Below are 16,541 nucleotides of genomic sequence, written 5' to 3'. Positions count from 1 at the left end.
TACCGCGGTTTTTTAATTTACCCCTTCTCGTTATCTTAAATTGATACATTATGAGCAAATTTTCTGACTATAACTTCAACGGCCGCAAAGCCTTGATCCGCGTGGACTTCAACGTGCCCCTGAATGATAAATTCGAGATCACGGATGACAACCGTATGCGCGCAGCAGTTCCTACCATCCAGAAAATCCTGAAAGATGGCGGCGCCGTTATCCTGATGTCTCACCTGGGTCGCCCAAAAGATGGTCCTACTGATAAATACTCTTTGAAACACCTGGTATACCACCTCATTTCCTTACTTGGTGGCGCAACCGTGAAATTCGCGGAAGACTGCGTAGGTCCTGTGGCAGAAAAAGCGGCAGCCGACCTGCAAATGGGCGAAGTACTGCTGCTGGAAAACCTGCGTTTCCACAAAGCCGAAGAAAAAGGTGATGCCGCATTCGCTGAACAGCTCTCTAAACTGGGCGACGTATACGTAAACGACGCATTTGGTACCGCTCACCGTGCACATGCGTCCACGGCAGTGATTGCACAATACTTTGCACCAGAGAACCGTATGTTCGGTTTGCTGATGGAAGCAGAAGTAAACAGCGCACAAAAAGTACTCAACGACGCAGCATCTCCCTTTACTGCAATCCTGGGCGGCGCTAAAGTGAGCGATAAAATCCTGATCATCGAAACCCTGATGGACCGTGCCAACAACCTGATCATTGGCGGCGGTATGGCCTACACTTTCCTGAAAGCCCAGGGCAAAGAAATTGGCAGCTCCCTCTGCGAAAATGATAAACTGGACCTGGCGAATGAACTGGTAGCCAAAGCAAAGGAAAAGGGCGTACAACTGTTACTGCCGGTAGATTCCATTGCAGCGGATAAGTTTGCAGCAGATGCAAATACCCAGGAAGTTTCCAACGATAATATTCCTGCGGGATGGATGGGCCTCGACATAGGTCCTAAGTCTGTAGCCCTTTTCAGCGAAACCATTGCTGCCTCCAATACTATTTTATGGAATGGACCAATGGGCGTATTTGAAATGGCTGCTTTCCAGGCTGGTACCAAAGGCGTGGCCGAAGCCATTGTAACGGCTACTGCCAAAGGAGCTTTCTCCCTGGTGGGCGGCGGTGACTCTGTTGCTGCAGTAAACCAGTTTGGGATTGCAGATAAAGTAAGTTATGTTTCCACCGGTGGTGGCGCATTACTGGAGTTCTTTGAAGGAAAAGAACTGCCGGGAATTGCCGCTATCAGCTAAACTGCCGGCTAATTATATCCACAAAAAGCTATTACAGCGATAACCGTATGCGAAGATTTAACTTGCTGCAGCGGTCTATCCCCGTAATAGCTTTTTGCTTTTTTATATCTTGCAGCTAACCATTAATAATTTCCTGTCATGACTAAACGCTTTCTCTGGTACCCCGTGATTATTGGCATTTTTGCGGCGCTGATATGGGTAATCCTTCAGAAGGGACAATCTTTACCGGTGAATGCGCACACGGTTATCACTCCTGCACCGGCAGCGGCGGCTATGGCCACCGGCGGCTGGTGGCGCTACCTGGAAAATCTGAAACACCCGCTGGGACTGTTGCTGTTGCAAATCATCCTGATCATGCTGGCAGCGCGGGTATTCGGACTGATCGCCAATAAACTGAAGCAACCGGCAGTGGTAGGTGAAATCATCGCGGGTGTGTTGCTGGGTCCTTCCCTGCTGGGTTGGGTGGCGCCTTCATTTTCCGGCTTTTTATTTCCGGCAGATTCGTTGAAAAACCTCCAGTTCCTCAGCCAGATAGGACTTGCCTTCTTTATGTTTATTGTTGGGATGGAGCTGGATATCAGTAAAATCAGGAATAAAGCGCATGACGCGGTGATGATCAGTCATGCCAGTATTATTATTCCTTTTTTCCTTGGCGTTTGGCTGGCATATTTCCTTTTTACACAGTTTGCTCCTGCCAATGTCAGCTTTTTATCTTTCGCGCTGTTTATGGGCATCGCCATGAGCATTACCGCTTTCCCGGTGCTGGCGCGGATTGTACAGGAACGGAAACTAACCAACACGCCCCTGGGCATCATGGCCATTACCTGCGCTGCCGCAGATGATATTACCGCCTGGTGTATCCTGGCGGTAGTGGTGGCCATTGTGAACGCTGGCGGGATAGTGAGCGCCCTCGTGACCATTTTACTGGCAATTGCATTTGTAGCCGTGATGTTACTGCTCGTCCGCCCCTGGCTGAACAGAACCATGCAGGCACAAATGGCGAAAGGCCATCAGAAAGCAGCAGTATCCCTGATATTTTTTATGCTGCTGATATCTGCATGGGTGGCAGAAGTGATTGGGATACATGCCTTGTTTGGCGCGTTCCTGGCGGGTGTGATCATGCCGCATGGCACCAATATCAGGCAGCTATTGACAGATAAGCTGGAAGATGTGAGCGTATTACTACTGCTTCCTATCTTCTTTGTGTATACCGGGTTAAGAACGCATATTGGTTTATTGAACCAGGGTGATCTCTGGGTAGTATTTGGGATGATCATGCTGGTGGCTGTAGCGGGAAAATTTGGGGGCAGTACCATTACAGCGCGTTTAATGGGTCAAAGCTGGCGGCAGTCGGTTTCTATTGGCGCATTAATGAATACCCGGGGATTGATGGAGCTGGTGGTATTGAATATCGGGTTTGACCTGGGGATCTTATCGCCGGAGATATTTGCCATGATGGTGCTGATGGCGCTGGCCACCACCTTTATGACCGGACCGTTACTGGACCTGGTAGCCTTTAGTGAAAAACGTAAAGGCCTGCTTACTATCTGATATGAGATTATTGATAATAAAAAAAAGAGACCAGTGATGATCACCGGTCTCTTTTTTATTTCGTATACCCTTGCGGGTGATTATTTCTTTGTGGTAGTTTTCTTTTTAGCAGTAGTCTTCTTTTTAGCGGTATAATGATGCTTTTTGGAAGAATAATGTTTTTTGCTGCTGGTAGCAGGTGCTTTTTTAGCGGTGGTATTCTTTTCTGCCATTTTCACCGGCGGCGGGAATTTGGATTTATCTACACCTACTGCTTTATCGTCCAGGGTCATCTGAACAGATTCTTTCAGCATTTCATTTTTTTCTGCCATGAACTGCTTCATCTTTTCTTTAGGGATGCGCAGGTCGTAGTTATTTTCGGCGCTGGCCATTGCTTTGGAGAAGCCCGGGTTGAAGCGGTCCAATTCGGCCACGTTCATATCCAGTTTCTTTGCAATTGCTTCCAGGCGGTATTTGCCGGTTACATTGATTTCCACCGTATTGAAGATCTCCTCTTCTGTTAACGGGCCTCTCGCAACGGGAGCAGACAGGTTATCCGCTACAGGCACATTTACAGTGATGGTGTTATCTTCACTTACACCGAAGAAGTTATTGAACTTATCGAGGATATAACCGGTAGCGATGAATTTGTAAACATGGTTACGTGATTCTGCAGGCAGGAAGTATTGCATGCCCCAGAAATCGGTACGTCCGCTGGCTTTGATAGCGCGTTGAACGCCACCTGCGCCGCAGTTGTAAGCGGCAACTACCAGTAACCAGTCGTCGAACTGTGCATACAGCTGATTAAGGAACTGGGCAGCGGCCAGGGTAGATTTATAGAAATCTTTTCTTTCGTCTATTTTCTTACCTACGCTCAAACCAAAGATACGGGCGGTTCCGGCCATAAACTGCCAGGCCCCTACTGCTCCTACCCTGGAACGGGCATTGGTATTAAAGCTGGATTCGATTACTGCGAGGTATTTCATTTCCTCAGGGATACCATTATCGCGGAACACCTTTTCAATCATATTGAAATAGGGTTGTCCTTTATCGATCATGATTTGCAGATGCTGACTATACCGGGTGGCATAGTTACTTACATAACCGGCAACCAGGTTATTGTTGATCTGTTCATACACTTTCGCACTGCGAATGGTGTTAGGCAGGCTCTGTGCAGCTTTCTTCACTGCCACGGATGTTGGCGATGGCAATAAAGCAGTATCTTTTGGTAAACGTACCTTGTGATTCAGCTTTACTACAGAGGTATCGGGTGAAAATACCGGATACGCCATCTCTTTAGGATTGCTATTGCCCCCCATTGCACTCACACTCACTAAACTTATTGCTGGCAACAGCAGTAGTAAAAAGATTTTTCTCATACAATTTATTTTAAACAACAGTAACCTGCTCCTTAGCCATCAATTGATGCGCTATATGTAACAAGTTTGCTTCGCTAAACTTCTTTGTGATGATCTGTACACCATATGGCATTCCGTTTGAATGCCGGTACAAAGGAACGGATATAGCCGGAACCCCTGCCAGATTTGCCAGTACCGTATAAATATCAGCCAGGTACATAGCTATAGGGTCATCAGTCTTCTCCCCTAATTTAAATGCTGTGGATGGCACAGTTGGCATTAAAATGGCGTCGTATTCTTCTAATATATCGTTGAGTTTTTCTGTTACAAGACGCCTAACCTGTTGTGCCTTAGTATAATATGCGTCATAATAGCCCGCACTCAAGACAAAAGTCCCCAGTAATATACGACGTTTTACCTCTTTTCCGAACCCTTCGGATCTACTTTTTTTGTAAAATTCTGTCAGATCCAGGTTCTTTTCAGCGGTTCTGTGTCCATATTTCACCCCATCAAACCGGGATAAGTTGGAGGATGCTTCCGCTGTAGTCAGTACATAATATGCCGGAACTACATGGTCGAGGTATTCAAAACTTTTTCCTGATACCGTATGACCCAAAGACTGCAAACTTTCAAAGAAATCAATATAGCCGTTCTTCATTTCTGCGTCCAGCCCATCGTGGTACTGTGCATCCCTTAAATACGCAAATTTGAATGTTTTATTGTTTTCCAGGTCTGCTTTATAATCCGGTACTTCTTTTTGGGAAGCAGTACTATCAAACTCATCCGGACCCGCAATCACCTGTAGAACTGACGCCACATCGGCAATATTCTTGCCAAAAATGCCTATTTGGTCAAATGAAGAGGCGTAAGCGATGAGTCCGTAGCGCGAAATACGTCCATAGGTGGGTTTCAGGCCAACTATGCCGCAGAAGTCGGCCGGTTGCCGGACAGAGCCGCCGGTATCACTACCGAGACTTACCTGGCATAAGTCTGCCTGGACTGCTACGGCAGAGCCCCCGGAGGAGCCGCCTGGTACGCGGGTATTATCCAGGGCATTCAGCGTGGGGCCATAGGCAGAATTTTCATTGGTAGACCCCATTGCGAATTCATCGCAGTTGAGATTACCGATGATAATAGCATCTTCTGCCAGCAATCTTTCGATGGCGGTGGCAGAGAACAGGGAATTGAACCCTTCCAGTATCCGGGAAGCGGCGCTTACATTATGGCCTTTATAGCAGATCACATCTTTAATACCTACTACCACACCCGCGAGTGCGCCCAATTTTTCCCCGTTTTTGAGGCGGGTATCAAGCTCGCGCGCTTTCTCCAGGGCTTCCTCTTCATATACTTCCAGGAAGGCATTCAAGTGTTTTAACTGAGCTATACGGTCGAGGTAATAACGCACCCTCTCCGCACAGCTTGTGCTGCCGGCGTATAATGCTTTATGGAAAGTGATTATACTGCTGAATTCAGACAAGACTAAACCAGTTAAATTAAATTAACAGAAAAATACTCCTTTAGGGAGTTGGCTACAATTTATACTTTGGGCAGTGGAGCTTCTTCAGTGCTGGTATGTGGTGCATCTGTAGTGGCCGGTGCTGCAGCCTGAACGGGCTTTTCCCTCATTCCTTCTTCGATTTCCTGGCGCACATTGTTCTTTGCGTCATTAAACTCGCGGATACCTTTACCGAGGCCACGCATTAATTCGGGAATTTTTTTACCTCCGAAGAGCAGCAATACTACCACGGCAATCAACAGCAGCTCGGACATTCCAATGTCCTGAAGGATCAAAAATGATGAATTTAAAAAAACAGCAGTCATCTTCTCAATGTTTAAAAGTTCAGTCAACAAAGATAGCAGATATAATCGGCTTTTTTACCGTTATGGGCAATCCTGCGCTAGTTTTAATACCATTTTAAGCACACGAAAAAAGCGGCACCGGTAATGGTCCCGCTTTTAACAAATTTCCCTGTATTTATACTAAACCCTTTTTTCTTTGATACGGGCTTTCTTACCAGCACGTTCGCGCAGATAGTAAAGCTTAGCTCTTCTTACTTTACCTACCTTGTTCAACACGATACCATCGATATGAGGAGAGTAAAGCGGAAACAGTCTTTCCACACCAATGCCATCAGAAATTTTTCTAACAGTGAAAGACATTGTTGATCCCGTACCCTGGATTTTCAACACATCACCTTTAAAGGACTGAATCCTTTCTTTATTACCTTCCACGATTTTATAGTTGACAGTGACGTTGTCGCCTGCTTTAAACTTCGGGTACTGTTTGTTAGCTGTCAGTTGTTCGTGAACAAACGAAATTGCGTTCATCTTTCAAATATTTATGGGAGTGCAAAAGTAAGTCAAGAAATAGCATTTACCAAATTAAAAATCAAGAAATTATCCCTGTCAAATGGTAAAGCGCTCTATATGACCTATGTATCATTACGTTATAACAGGTCGGGCCTGCGTTGTTTTGTTCTTTCTACTGATTCCTGGTGTCTCCATTCGTCGATCTTTTTGTGATCTCCGCTCAGGAGGATTTCCGGCACCTTCCATCCACGGAACTCTTCCGGGCGGGTGTATACCGGCGGCGCCAGTAAATTGTCCTGGAAGGAGTCTGTAAGGGCGCTGGTTTCATTATTCAGCACGCCGGGCAGGAGGCGTCCGATGGCATCCACCAGTACGGCGGCGCCCAACTCTCCCCCGCTCAGCACGTAATCGCCGATGGAGATCTCTTTGGTGATAAAGTGATCGCGGATGCGCTGATCGATACCTTTATAGTGCCCGCAAAGCAGGAGCAGATTGCCTTTGAGCGACAGCTGGTTGGCCATTTTCTGGTTCAGCGTTTCGCCATCGGGGGTGAGATAGATCACCTCATCGTACTGCACTTTTGCCTGGAGCGACTCAATCGCATTCACAATAGGCTCCAGCATCATTACCATTCCTGCGCCACCACCAAACTGGTAGTCGTCTACCTGGTTGTGTTTCAGGTTGGAGTACTGCCTGAGCGGGTGTACGTGTACTTCCAGTAAGCCTTTTGCCTGTGCCCTCTTCATGATAGAGTGTGACAGCGGGCTTTCGAGCAATTCCGGTAATACGGTGATTATATCTATTCGCATGATTGTGTGCCCTTTATAACAGTTGAATCCGTCAGATCAACCGGTGTATAATTCAATCAAACCATCCGGGAGGTTGAGGTGTACCGTCTGGTTCTTCTTGTCTACTTTCACCAGCGACTGCTCATTGACCGGCAGCAGGGCTTCTTTGCCCTTGATGAATACTTTTACGAGTACCTGCATAGGCATTTCAATGACTTCCTCAATAGTGCCCAAGGGGCCATATTGCTGGTCTTCCACAGCAAATCCCAGCAAAGCGAGGGGTGCAGAGGAAGCGGTTTGTTGTTTGAAGTCTTCTTCCTGCAGGTATACCTGAGCGGGCATCAGTTTGTGTGCGGCTTCCTTGGTATCTATACCTTCCAGCTTGATGTATACGCTTTCTGTATCCTTTACGGTTACCTGCTGTATAAAGTAGGGAATGAAGCTGTTTTTCCGCTCTTCCAGGAATATAACGGTTACACCTTTCAGCGCGGATCTTTTGCCGAGGCTGTGCCTTAAAACCAGGTCGCCCTGCAAACCGTGCGCGGAGGCCAGTTTACCTATACTGAAATAATTACTCATAATTTTTTGCTGTCGGACTTTAGCGGATCAGGTAACTGATTGCTGATGAGGCTATTAACAAAAATTAAAAAAGGAAACATTTGCAGTTGCAAATATTTCCTTTTTCAGGTATTGTTAAAACGTTGCCGTTTTATGCTTCGTTACCTTCTTCTGCTGCTGGTGCTTCAGTCGCTGGAGCAGCCGGAGTGTCTTCTACCTTTCTTACGATTGGAGCAGCAATCCTTGCTTTCTTGTGACCGTCGCGGCGGGCAGAAACTTTCTGTTCGTGTTCAGCTTGCCATTGTGCGAACTTCTGGTAAGCAGTAGGCTCGTCGAACAGGTTCAAAGTAACACCTCTTAACAGGTGTTTCAAATACAATACACCTTTGAATGACAAGATTCTTCTAACAGTGTCGGTAGGTTGTGCACCTTTCTGCAACCAACGCAATGCCTTTTCGGTATCGATGTTGATGGAAGCCGGAACTGTTAAAGGATTGTAAGTACCAATTTTCTGGATGAATTTACCATCTCTTGGTGCGCGGGCGTCGGCTACTACGATAAAATAGAAAGGCCTTTTTTTCGCGCCATGTCTCTGCAGTCTGATTTTTACTGGCATAAATAAGTCGAGTTATTTTTTGCGAGTTAGGAAATATTGTTTAATTAGGGATGCAAATGTAATCAGTAAGTTGGTATTTGCAAAAAATATTTATATCAATCTGATCCGTTTATCTCACCATTCCTTTCAAACCCTTACCACCACCGCCAAATTTATTCATCATTTTCATCATCTGGCGCATCTGTTCAAACTGTTTCATGAACTGGTTGACGTCCTGGATGTTTTTTCCGGCGCCTTTTGCGATGCGTTTGCGGCGGCTTCCGTCGATCATATCCGGGTCGGCACGCTCCGCCTTCGTCATAGAGTTGATCATGGCCTCAATGCCCTTAAAAGCGTCATCGCTGATGTCCAGGTCCTTCACTGCCTTCCCGACGCCGGGGATCATGCCCATCAGATCTTTCAGGTTACCCATTTTTTTGATCTGCTGGAGTTGTTCCTTGAAATCGTCGAAATCGAACTGGTTCTGGCGGATTTTCTTTTCCAGCTTTTTGGCCTGTTCTTCGTTGAACTGTTCCTGGGCGCGTTCTACCAGGGTGGTGATATCCCCCATTCCGAGGATACGCTGGGCCATACGTTCGGGGTAGAAAACATCGAGGGTATCGAGTTTTTCACCCATACTTACGAACTTAATAGGCTTTTCCACCGTGTATTTGATGGTCAGTGCCGCACCACCGCGGGTATCGCCATCCAGTTTGGTGAGCACTACGCCGGTAAAGTCGAGGCGTTCGTTGAACGCTTTGGCGGTATTTACCGCATCCTGGCCGGTCATGGAATCCACCACGAACAGGATTTCCTGTGGTTTCACCGCAGCTTTTACGGCGGCTACTTCGTTCATCATCACTTCGTCCACCGCCAAACGGCCGGCAGTATCGATGATGATAACGTTGAAGTTATTGGCTTTCGCGTGTTTGATGGCGTTTTCAGCGATCTGAACGGCATTCTTATTTTCCGGTTCGCTGTAAACCTCCACCCCTATCTGCTCGCCCAGTACTTTCAGCTGGGCTATCGCTGCAGGGCGGTAGATATCGGCTGCTACCAGCAAGGGTTTCTTATTTCTCTTTGTTTTCAGGAAGTTGCCCAGTTTACCGGAGAAGGTGGTTTTACCCGAACCCTGCAAACCTGCGATCAGTACAACGGTAGGATTGGATTTGAGGTCGAATTCTGCTTCGGTGCCGCCCATAAGTTCGGCCAGTTCGTCCTTTACGATCTTCACCATGAGCTGTCCGGGCGAAATAGCTGTTAATACCTTTTCTCCCAGCGCTTTATCCTTTACTTTATCTGTAAATTCCTTGGCAATTTTATAGTTCACATCCGCATCCACCAATGCACGACGGATCTCTTTAACGGTAGAGGCGATATTTATTTCTGAAATCCGGCCTTCCCCTTTAAGCTGTTTAAACGCGGAGTCTAGTCTCTCTGATAATGATTCAAACATTGTTGGTATTTTAAACGGACTGCAAAAGTATATTTTTTTGCGGATTCTCGCGGATTTTGTCTTACGCGGAGTTTGTCTTACTCAGGATTACACTGATTAGGCTGATTACCCGGATTTGATCATTTGGGATTAAAAAAGATTAGCGAAGACCGTTGCGGATTTACCGCAGCCATCTTCGCTAATCTTTAAAAATCTTTACAAAATCAACTAAAAACTCAAGGTAATCAGCCTAATCAGCGTAATCCTGAGTAAGACAACATCCGCGTTATCCGAGGTAGTTGCGCAGCAACTTGCTCCTGGAGGTAGTTCTTAATTTGGTGATGGCTTTGTCTTTGATCTGGCGTACGCGTTCGCGGGTCAGGCCAAATTTTTCGCCAATATCTTCGAGTGACATGGGATGTTCAACGGCGATGCCGAAGTACAGCATGATCACATCTTTCTGACGGTCTGTTAAAGTAGAGAGTGAGCGCTCGATTTCGCGGCGGAGGGAATCGTGGTGATCCAGTTCTTCGTCTGCGCTAACGGCATTCGGGTTTTCGAGTACATCCAGCAGGGAGTTATCTTCCCCGTCGATAAAAGGCGCGTCCATAGATACGTGGCGGGCAGCAACACCGAGGGTTGCTTCCACTTCTTCCGTATTGATTTCGAGGATGGTAGCCAGTTCATCGGGAGATGGTTCTCTTTCATATTCCTGTTCCAGCTGGGAGTACGCTTTGCTGATCTTGTTGCTCAGGCCCACTTTGTTAAGCGGGAGGCGAACAATCCTGGATTGTTCTGCCAAAGCCTGCAGGATAGACTGACGGATCCACCAAACGGCGTAGGAAATGAATTTAAAACCGCGCGTTTCATCAAAACGTTGAGCAGCTTTAATTAACCCGAGGTTCCCCTCGTTGATCAGGTCACTGAGCGACAGTCCCTGGTTCTGGTACTGTTTCGCAACGGATACCACAAAGCGGAGGTTTGCTTTTGTAAGCTTCTCCAACGCTCTCTGATCGCCCTGCTTGATCCGGATAGCCAGGTTTACCTCTTCTTCCGGCGTAATTAAATCCACTTTCCCAATCTCCTGCAGATACTTCTCCAGGGATTGTGATTCCCTGTTGGTAATGGATTTAGTGATTTTAAGTTGGCGCATTGACATAGAGTCGGAACAGTTACAGGTTAATAAAAAGTTAAGATTTGATGAATGCCTGACAAAAATAACTTTTTTTAGATAGCCACCAAAAAAAATCTATTGTTTTTAAATCATTTCCAAATAAAATCGATTGATCATTAAGGGCTTGCAAATGTCGCGGAAATTCGCCACTATAGAGGCGAAGCAGACAGCGCTATCATATGTGGCTGTTTTATATTTATTATAAATGTAATATATATAGTTTTATTAAGACGTGTAAAGTTTTTATGTATTCTATAAAAAAAAACCGTAAATTATTTTGACAGAGTAAAATATTTTCTATAATTGCAACTGGATGATATTGATTTACTAATTATTTGAGAGATGTCTAAGAAAGTGCTTTATGAGTTAGAATTTCCGGTAAGGTGCTCACCCGGTATCCTGTATGAATTCTTATCGACCCCTGCCGGTTTGCAGGAATGGTTCGCCGATAGGGTTGATTTCAGGGATAATGTTTTTTCCTTTTCATGGAACGGTACTGCTGAAGAAGCGGAAGTACTGGAACAGGAAGAGGATGAGTACATCCGGCTGCACTGGACGCATGCTCCCAAAGAGGAATATTTTGAGTTCCGCATACAAATTTCTGAAGTAACGAATGAAACTATCCTGGTAGTAAAAGATTTCGCAGAGAAGAAAGAAGTGAAGGACCAAAGTCAACTATGGGAATACCAGGTGAAAGATCTCTTCCACCGCATCGGCAGTTAAGCCCCTTTATTTTCAAGTATATTGAGTAGCGCAGCATAGGCCTCCACTACATCAGTAATTATTTTGCCCCAATGACCGATCACGAAAGGTTTAGCCACTTTGATGAAATCGTTCCGGCTAATCAGCGTCTTCCACTCATCTAAACTTAAGGTGTTTATGAAACAGTAATTTCCGTTTTCGAAATCATGCTCCCAGGGATCTTCCTGAACATATACCTGAAATCCGGCTTCCGCCAGTTTTGTGTAACTGCTTTCAAGAACAGGACTGTAATAGCGCTTCACGTTACCTGCCAGGTGCAGGGTAGCGCTAAAATAATGCCCCCACCAGAACATGGTGCGAAACGCAAAAACTTCCGTTTTACTGAAATAACGCGGGTAGTCCAGCATTACCCAGGGCAGCCCCTTGTACTGCTCCCCCTTTGAAATTTTACCGCCCTGCAGCAGCCACTCAGGCTTAAACGGGAAACTACTGTTACGGTCGTACGCTGCCAGCGCTTCCTGCAGCTTCCCCATCAACACCATTACCTTCCCTATTGCACTGTTTTTCAGAAGAATAAAGTGCGTGCTTTCTATAACGGCTGCTTCTTCCGGTGTTAATTCAAAACTTTCCATATAAATTTTAACGGTATTTTCAGGTTCTCCCTAACACTCCTTTGTGAATTCGTGCTAACTTTACCGTTTAGGAGTATCCTGGCCAGTAGAATACGAAGATCGGGATTCCATCTTTTTAATACCGCATTATCAGTGAAAAAACTCGACAAACTAATTATAAAAACCTTTTTGGGTCCCTTTGTAGCTACCTTCTTTGTTACCTTATTCGTACTGGTAATGCAGTTCCTCTGGAAATACGTGGACGACCTGGTAGGTAAAGGCCTGGATACGGGTGTGATCATACAACTCATTGCCTATACCAGCGCCACGCTGGTAACCCTGGCCCTTCCCCTTGCAGTGTTGCTGTCTTCCATTATGACCTTTGGTAACCTGGGAGAAAGCTTCGAGCTGGTAGCGTTAAAATCTTCCGGCATTTCCCTGTTGCGCTTTATCCGCCCGCTGCTGCTGGTGTGCTCCGTAATCGCTTTCCTGGCCTTTTTGTTTGCCAACTATGTGATCCCGGTTGCCAACCTCCAGGCCAAATCACTGCTCTACGACATTACCAACTCCAAGCCAGCCTTTAATATCAAGGCAGGCGTATTTTATAAAGATATTCCCGGCTATACCATTAAGGTAGCCCAAAAGGATAAAGACAACCAAACCATCCACCAGGTGATGATCTTCGACCACCAGAGTGGTGGCGGCGACCGCATCATCCTCGCGGAAAAAGGACAGATGGTACTTACGGCCAACAAGCGTTTCCTGTATTTCATCCTGGACAATGGCTGGCGTTATGAAGAGCGGAACAACCGCGGATACACGGTTCCCGGCGACATGATCAGGCTGGGCTTTAAAAAATACAGCAAAGCATTTGACCTGAGTTCATTTGCTTTTAACCGCCTCAACATGGATCTTTTTGCCTCCAACCAGCAAATGCTGAACGTAAGGCAACTGGATGTAGCGATAGATTCCCTGCAGAAAATAGAGAACCAGTACAGTAAGACCGTAAATTCGTATGTTACTGTACGTTACCCTTTCTTCAAATGGAAGGATTCCGCCTGGGCTGCCAGCGCCCCGCCGTTGAAAGCAAAAGAATTTGAAGATATTATACCGGAGAAGAGCCTCCGTACCGTATTGGAAAGAGCAGAGCAGAATGTCCGTGAAACGCAGAGCGCCCTCGAACAGCCTACCCAGGAGTTTGAAGACAAGCATGGTGTAATCCTGATGCACAAAGTAGAATGGCAGCGTAAATTCACGCTTGCTGCTGCCTGTATCGTGATGTTCCTGATAGGCGCCCCGCTGGGGTCCATTATCAGAAAAGGAGGATTGGGCACACCACTGGTGTTTGCCGTGATCTTCTTTGTGATTTTTAACGTATTTTTCATGATAGGTGAAAAGATGGCGAGAAATGGCGTGATGTTCACCTGGTCGGGCATGTGGCTGTCAAATATGGTGTTACTCCCCATTGCAGGTTTCCTTATTGTTAAGGCTATGAATGACTCACAGCTTTTTAATAAAGAGTACTATTTTCGCGTTATTCAACAAATAAAAAAGTTCTTACAAAGATTTAGAAAGAAAGAAGTTCTTAAAGAGATTTAAAGCAACCTACAATTTAAAACCTACAGACTTGAAAACGCTGTTTACACTGTTCAGAAAGAACTCCTGGTTCTTTCTGCCCTTCCTGCTATGGCTAATAGTGGGCGGAGTGATGTTAGCCACTTACAGCCAACGGGACCTGTTTCTCAGTATTAACAGAGAACATTCCGGCTGGGGCGATGTTATTGTTACCGGGCTTACCTACCTCGGTGACGGAATTATGTTTGGAATAGTGCTGTTCCTGATGCTGGTAACCCAGCGGTTCAGGCTATTCTTTATCGGGCTGGCAGTGCTGCTGCTGGTCACCATCGTAGTACAGATGGCCAAACATTATTATAATGCACCACGCCCCATCTCCTATTTCGGAGATGAAACGGCTACGCTGGTGCATACGGTCAGATGGGTTAATGTGCACAGCAGTTGCAGTTTTCCTTCTGGTCACTCCGCAGCGGCTTTTGGCATGTTCAGTTTTCTGGCCGTAATTGTGCGCAATAAAAAGCTGGGATTGCTGTTATTAATAATGGCGCTTGGCGCCGGTTATTCCCGCATTTACCTGGCGCAGCATTTCTTTATAGATGTATATGTTGGCAGCATTGTGGGAACTTTAAGTACTGTCATCGTGTATGGACTTTTCAGTTTCCGGGACACCAGGTCGTCGCCGGAAGTATGTGCAGAGGCGCTTTTACAGGCCAATGCCACCACATAGCAAGGCATCATTACGAACGGTCACAAGCTGACCGTTCGTAATCCAATTTTTTAAATACTTTCAATGAAATACCTATTGATTGCCCTGGTGGCCGCTTTACTATTTATACCTTTTCTTGGGGCCGTACATTTATTCGACTGGGATGAAATCAACTTTGCGGAAGCAGCACGCGAAATGATTGTAAGCCACAACTACAGCCAGGTGCAGATCGATTTTCGTCCTTTCTGGGAAAAACCACCCTTATTTATATGGATGCAGGCGGGAAGTATGCACCTTTTTGGGGTAAATGATTTTGCTGCCCGTTTTCCTAATGCCATCATCGGCATTGCCACACTGATCAGTTTATTTGCCATCGGTAAAAAAACAGTGGATGAAAGATTCGGTTTCTGGTGGGCGCTGGTATATGCGGGCTCCTGGTTACCGCATTTTTATTTTAAGTCAGGTATCATAGATCCTACATTCAATTTCTTCATCTTCCTTTCCATTTACTTTGCCTATCGCATCGGGTATAACCATAAACCTTTCCGTATGGCCATTCTCAGTGGCTTATTCCTCGGACTGGCTGTATTGACCAAAGGACCAGTAGCCATACTGGTAGCTTTATTGTGCCTGTTGATATACTGGATCTGGAATAAAGGAAAGATCAGTATCCGGTTTTCCCACCTTGGTTTAATTGCCTTGTTTGCCTGTATTACCACGCTGTTGTGGTTTGGATATGAGATTGCAGCGCATGGCTGGTGGTTTGTCAATGAATTTGTGGCTTACCAGATCCGCCTGCTTACTACGGAAGATGCCGGTCATGGCGGCCCTTTCTATTATCACTGGATTGTATTGCTGATAGGCTGTTTTCCGGCGAGCACGTTTCTTTTCACCTATTTACAAAGCAGGAAAAAAACGATCTACTCCACTCCTGCCGCCATTGAACTGAAGGATTTCAAAGTATGGATGTGGGTGTTATTCTGGGTAGTACTGATCCTTTTCTCTATTGTAAAAACAAAGATTGTACATTATTCTTCGCTGTGTTATTTCCCACTGTCTTTTCTTGCGGCCTGGCAGGTATACCTGCTCTCTGAAGGAAAGCAGCGGCTGCGTGGCTGGAATATTGCCCTGATACTTTTCATCGGTATTGTGCTCGGATTGGCAATTGCAGTATTGCCACTGGTAGGTGTTTACAAAGACATGCTGATCCCGTACATCGGTGATAAATTCGCGGTAGCCAACCTGCAGGCAGCCGTGCCCTGGTCGGTAGCAGAAGCCGGATATGGCGCGGGTTATATTATACTTGTTATTATAAGCAGTGTATTACTGATACGCCGGAAGATCAGCAAAGGATTGATGTGTTTGCTTATCAGTTCCATATTGGTGATACAGGTAACAGTAGTACATTTTGTGCCCAAGATAGAAGCCTATTCACAGCGCGCTGCCATAGACTATTTCATTTCCCTGCAAGGGAAAGACGTATATGTAAAGGCGTTGGGATACCACAGTTATGCGCAGCATTACTATTCAAGAGAGTTGCCACATTCCAATAAAAACTATTACAACGAAGACTGGCTCCTGAATGGCCGGATCGACAAGCCCGCCTACTTCATTTGCCGTATTACGGATAGTGAGCCTTACCGGCGCCACCCTAACCTGGAGGTGATTGGTGAGAAGAACGGCTTCGTGTTCCTGAAGCGGAAATAGCGGATTTTGTCTTGGCTCAGGATTACGCTGATTATACTGATTAGCTGGATTTTTACTTTTGGATTTTTTTTTGATTTTTTAGATTTTCTTAAAATAATAATTAAGGGAGATAAAAGCGAGTATATGTACTGCTCCCCAAAGTTTAGACTTTTTTGATTAGGCGGCTTGAGTTCGATATTGTATTGGACTCAAGCCATTTAGTTTTAATTTGATTCTATCGTTATTATAATATTCTATATATTCTCGAA

17 protein-coding genes are annotated in these 16,541 nt (G+C 45.8%); 6 read left to right on the top strand and 11 right to left on the bottom strand.

What is annotated here, in order from left to right; translation table 11 throughout:
• Window positions 1-50: 50 nt before the first annotated feature.
• Window positions 51-1,244 carry a phosphoglycerate kinase gene (locus ACLHR0_RS31175; RefSeq protein ID WP_429042047.1) on the top strand — a complete coding sequence of 398 codons (1,194 nt, stop codon included), beginning with the start codon at window positions 51-53 and terminating at the stop codon, window positions 1,242-1,244.
• A 138-nt stretch (window positions 1,245-1,382) separates the two neighbouring features.
• Complete coding sequence (locus tag ACLHR0_RS31170) at window positions 1,383-2,795, top strand: cation:proton antiporter domain-containing protein (protein ID WP_436491649.1); 1,413 nt, start codon at window positions 1,383-1,385, stop codon at window positions 2,793-2,795.
• An 80-nt stretch (window positions 2,796-2,875) separates the two neighbouring features.
• On the opposite strand, the gene ACLHR0_RS31165 is transcribed toward ACLHR0_RS31170, so the two are convergent.
• The 9 genes from ACLHR0_RS31165 to ACLHR0_RS31125 all read right to left on the bottom strand — a co-directional run bounded on the left by ACLHR0_RS31165 (window position 2,876) and on the right by ACLHR0_RS31125 (window position 10,977).
• The gene (locus ACLHR0_RS31165; RefSeq protein WP_436491648.1) at window positions 2,876-4,153 is read right to left on the bottom strand and encodes a lytic transglycosylase domain-containing protein; all 1,278 of its coding nucleotides are present in this window, start codon (window positions 4,151-4,153) and stop codon (window positions 2,876-2,878) included.
• A gap of 10 nt (window positions 4,154-4,163) precedes the next feature.
• A complete protein-coding gene (gene gatA / locus ACLHR0_RS31160; RefSeq protein WP_370913335.1) occupies window positions 4,164-5,609 on the bottom strand; it encodes an Asp-tRNA(Asn)/Glu-tRNA(Gln) amidotransferase subunit GatA in 1,446 nt (481 codons plus the stop codon).
• 59 nt (window positions 5,610-5,668) lie between these two features.
• Window positions 5,669-5,923: a Sec-independent protein translocase subunit TatA/TatB gene (locus ACLHR0_RS31155; RefSeq protein WP_370913336.1), complete on the bottom strand. Its 255-nt coding sequence runs from the start codon at window positions 5,921-5,923 to the stop codon at window positions 5,669-5,671.
• Window positions 5,924-6,112: 189 nt separating this feature from the next.
• Window positions 6,113-6,460, bottom strand: coding sequence for a 50S ribosomal protein L19 (gene rplS / locus ACLHR0_RS31150; protein ID WP_079473603.1), 348 nt, complete (start codon window positions 6,458-6,460; stop codon window positions 6,113-6,115).
• A gap of 119 nt (window positions 6,461-6,579) precedes the next feature.
• A complete protein-coding gene (gene trmD, locus ACLHR0_RS31145) occupies window positions 6,580-7,251 on the bottom strand; it encodes a tRNA (guanosine(37)-N1)-methyltransferase TrmD (RefSeq protein ID WP_436491647.1) in 672 nt (223 codons plus the stop codon).
• 36 nt (window positions 7,252-7,287) lie between these two features.
• On the bottom strand, window positions 7,288-7,809 hold the full coding sequence (gene rimM / locus ACLHR0_RS31140; protein WP_079473601.1) for a ribosome maturation factor RimM: 522 nt from the start codon (window positions 7,807-7,809) through the stop codon (window positions 7,288-7,290).
• Window positions 7,810-7,939: 130 nt separating this feature from the next.
• Complete coding sequence (gene rpsP / locus ACLHR0_RS31135) at window positions 7,940-8,404, bottom strand: 30S ribosomal protein S16 (RefSeq protein WP_370913339.1); 465 nt, start codon at window positions 8,402-8,404, stop codon at window positions 7,940-7,942.
• Between the two features lie 109 nt (window positions 8,405-8,513).
• Window positions 8,514-9,839 carry a signal recognition particle protein gene (gene ffh / locus ACLHR0_RS31130; RefSeq protein ID WP_436491646.1) on the bottom strand — a complete coding sequence of 442 codons (1,326 nt, stop codon included), beginning with the start codon at window positions 9,837-9,839 and terminating at the stop codon, window positions 8,514-8,516.
• Window positions 9,840-10,104: 265 nt separating this feature from the next.
• Window positions 10,105-10,977, bottom strand: coding sequence for a sigma-70 family RNA polymerase sigma factor (locus ACLHR0_RS31125; RefSeq protein WP_209857032.1), 873 nt, complete (start codon window positions 10,975-10,977; stop codon window positions 10,105-10,107).
• Between the two features lie 357 nt (window positions 10,978-11,334).
• Between ACLHR0_RS31125 and ACLHR0_RS31120 the strand changes: the two genes are divergently transcribed.
• Window positions 11,335-11,715, top strand: a complete 381-nt coding sequence (locus ACLHR0_RS31120) for an START-like domain-containing protein (protein ID WP_079473597.1) — start codon at window positions 11,335-11,337, stop codon at window positions 11,713-11,715.
• Here ACLHR0_RS31120 and ACLHR0_RS31115 read toward each other — a convergent pair.
• A complete protein-coding gene (locus tag ACLHR0_RS31115) occupies window positions 11,712-12,326 on the bottom strand; it encodes a hypothetical protein (protein ID WP_370913341.1) in 615 nt (204 codons plus the stop codon). The genes ACLHR0_RS31120 and ACLHR0_RS31115 overlap by 4 nt on opposite strands.
• A gap of 132 nt (window positions 12,327-12,458) precedes the next feature.
• On the opposite strand from ACLHR0_RS31115, the gene ACLHR0_RS31110 reads away from it, so the two are divergent.
• From ACLHR0_RS31110 to ACLHR0_RS31100, 3 genes are all read left to right on the top strand, one after another.
• Window positions 12,459-13,904 carry an LptF/LptG family permease gene (locus ACLHR0_RS31110; RefSeq protein WP_370913342.1) on the top strand — a complete coding sequence of 482 codons (1,446 nt, stop codon included), beginning with the start codon at window positions 12,459-12,461 and terminating at the stop codon, window positions 13,902-13,904.
• Between the two features lie 28 nt (window positions 13,905-13,932).
• Window positions 13,933-14,607, top strand: a complete 675-nt coding sequence (locus ACLHR0_RS31105; protein ID WP_429062669.1) for a phosphatase PAP2 family protein — start codon at window positions 13,933-13,935, stop codon at window positions 14,605-14,607.
• A gap of 63 nt (window positions 14,608-14,670) precedes the next feature.
• Entirely contained in the window at window positions 14,671-16,293 is a 1,623-nt protein-coding gene (locus ACLHR0_RS31100) for an ArnT family glycosyltransferase (protein ID WP_436491645.1), read from the top strand.
• 156 nt (window positions 16,294-16,449) lie between these two features.
• On the opposite strand, the gene ACLHR0_RS31095 is transcribed toward ACLHR0_RS31100, so the two are convergent.
• On the bottom strand, window positions 16,450-16,541 hold a 92-nt coding region (locus tag ACLHR0_RS31095), incomplete at its 5' end, for an IS3 family transposase (protein WP_436491133.1).

This window comes from Chitinophaga sp. ARDCPP14, assembly GCF_051362515.1.
Taxonomy (GTDB): domain Bacteria; phylum Bacteroidota; class Bacteroidia; order Chitinophagales; family Chitinophagaceae; genus Chitinophaga.
This window is presented reverse-complemented; position numbering and strand designations above follow the sequence as displayed.

What these genes read in the sequence shown, in the direction of transcription:
- ACLHR0_RS31115 (WP_370913341.1), bottom strand. Translation starts at nt 12,326, where the DNA reads ATGGAAAGTTTTGAATTAACACCGGAAGAAGCAGCCGTTATAGAAAGC.
- ACLHR0_RS31165 (WP_436491648.1), bottom strand. Translation starts at nt 4,153, where the DNA reads ATGAGAAAAATCTTTTTACTACTGCTGTTGCCAGCAATAAGTTTAGTG.
- rpsP (WP_370913339.1), bottom strand. Translation starts at nt 8,404, where the DNA reads ATGCCAGTAAAAATCAGACTGCAGAGACATGGCGCGAAAAAAAGGCCT.
- ACLHR0_RS31125 (WP_209857032.1), bottom strand. Translation starts at nt 10,977, where the DNA reads ATGTCAATGCGCCAACTTAAAATCACTAAATCCATTACCAACAGGGAA.
- trmD (WP_436491647.1), bottom strand. Translation starts at nt 7,251, where the DNA reads ATGCGAATAGATATAATCACCGTATTACCGGAATTGCTCGAAAGCCCG.
- rplS (WP_079473603.1), bottom strand. Translation starts at nt 6,460, where the DNA reads ATGAACGCAATTTCGTTTGTTCACGAACAACTGACAGCTAACAAACAG.
- rimM (WP_079473601.1), bottom strand. Translation starts at nt 7,809, where the DNA reads ATGAGTAATTATTTCAGTATAGGTAAACTGGCCTCCGCGCACGGTTTG.
- ffh (WP_436491646.1), bottom strand. Translation starts at nt 9,839, where the DNA reads ATGTTTGAATCATTATCAGAGAGACTAGACTCCGCGTTTAAACAGCTT.
- ACLHR0_RS31175 (WP_429042047.1), top strand. Translation starts at nt 51, where the DNA reads ATGAGCAAATTTTCTGACTATAACTTCAACGGCCGCAAAGCCTTGATC.
- ACLHR0_RS31120 (WP_079473597.1), top strand. Translation starts at nt 11,335, where the DNA reads ATGTCTAAGAAAGTGCTTTATGAGTTAGAATTTCCGGTAAGGTGCTCA.
- ACLHR0_RS31170 (WP_436491649.1), top strand. Translation starts at nt 1,383, where the DNA reads ATGACTAAACGCTTTCTCTGGTACCCCGTGATTATTGGCATTTTTGCG.
- ACLHR0_RS31100 (WP_436491645.1), top strand. Translation starts at nt 14,671, where the DNA reads ATGAAATACCTATTGATTGCCCTGGTGGCCGCTTTACTATTTATACCT.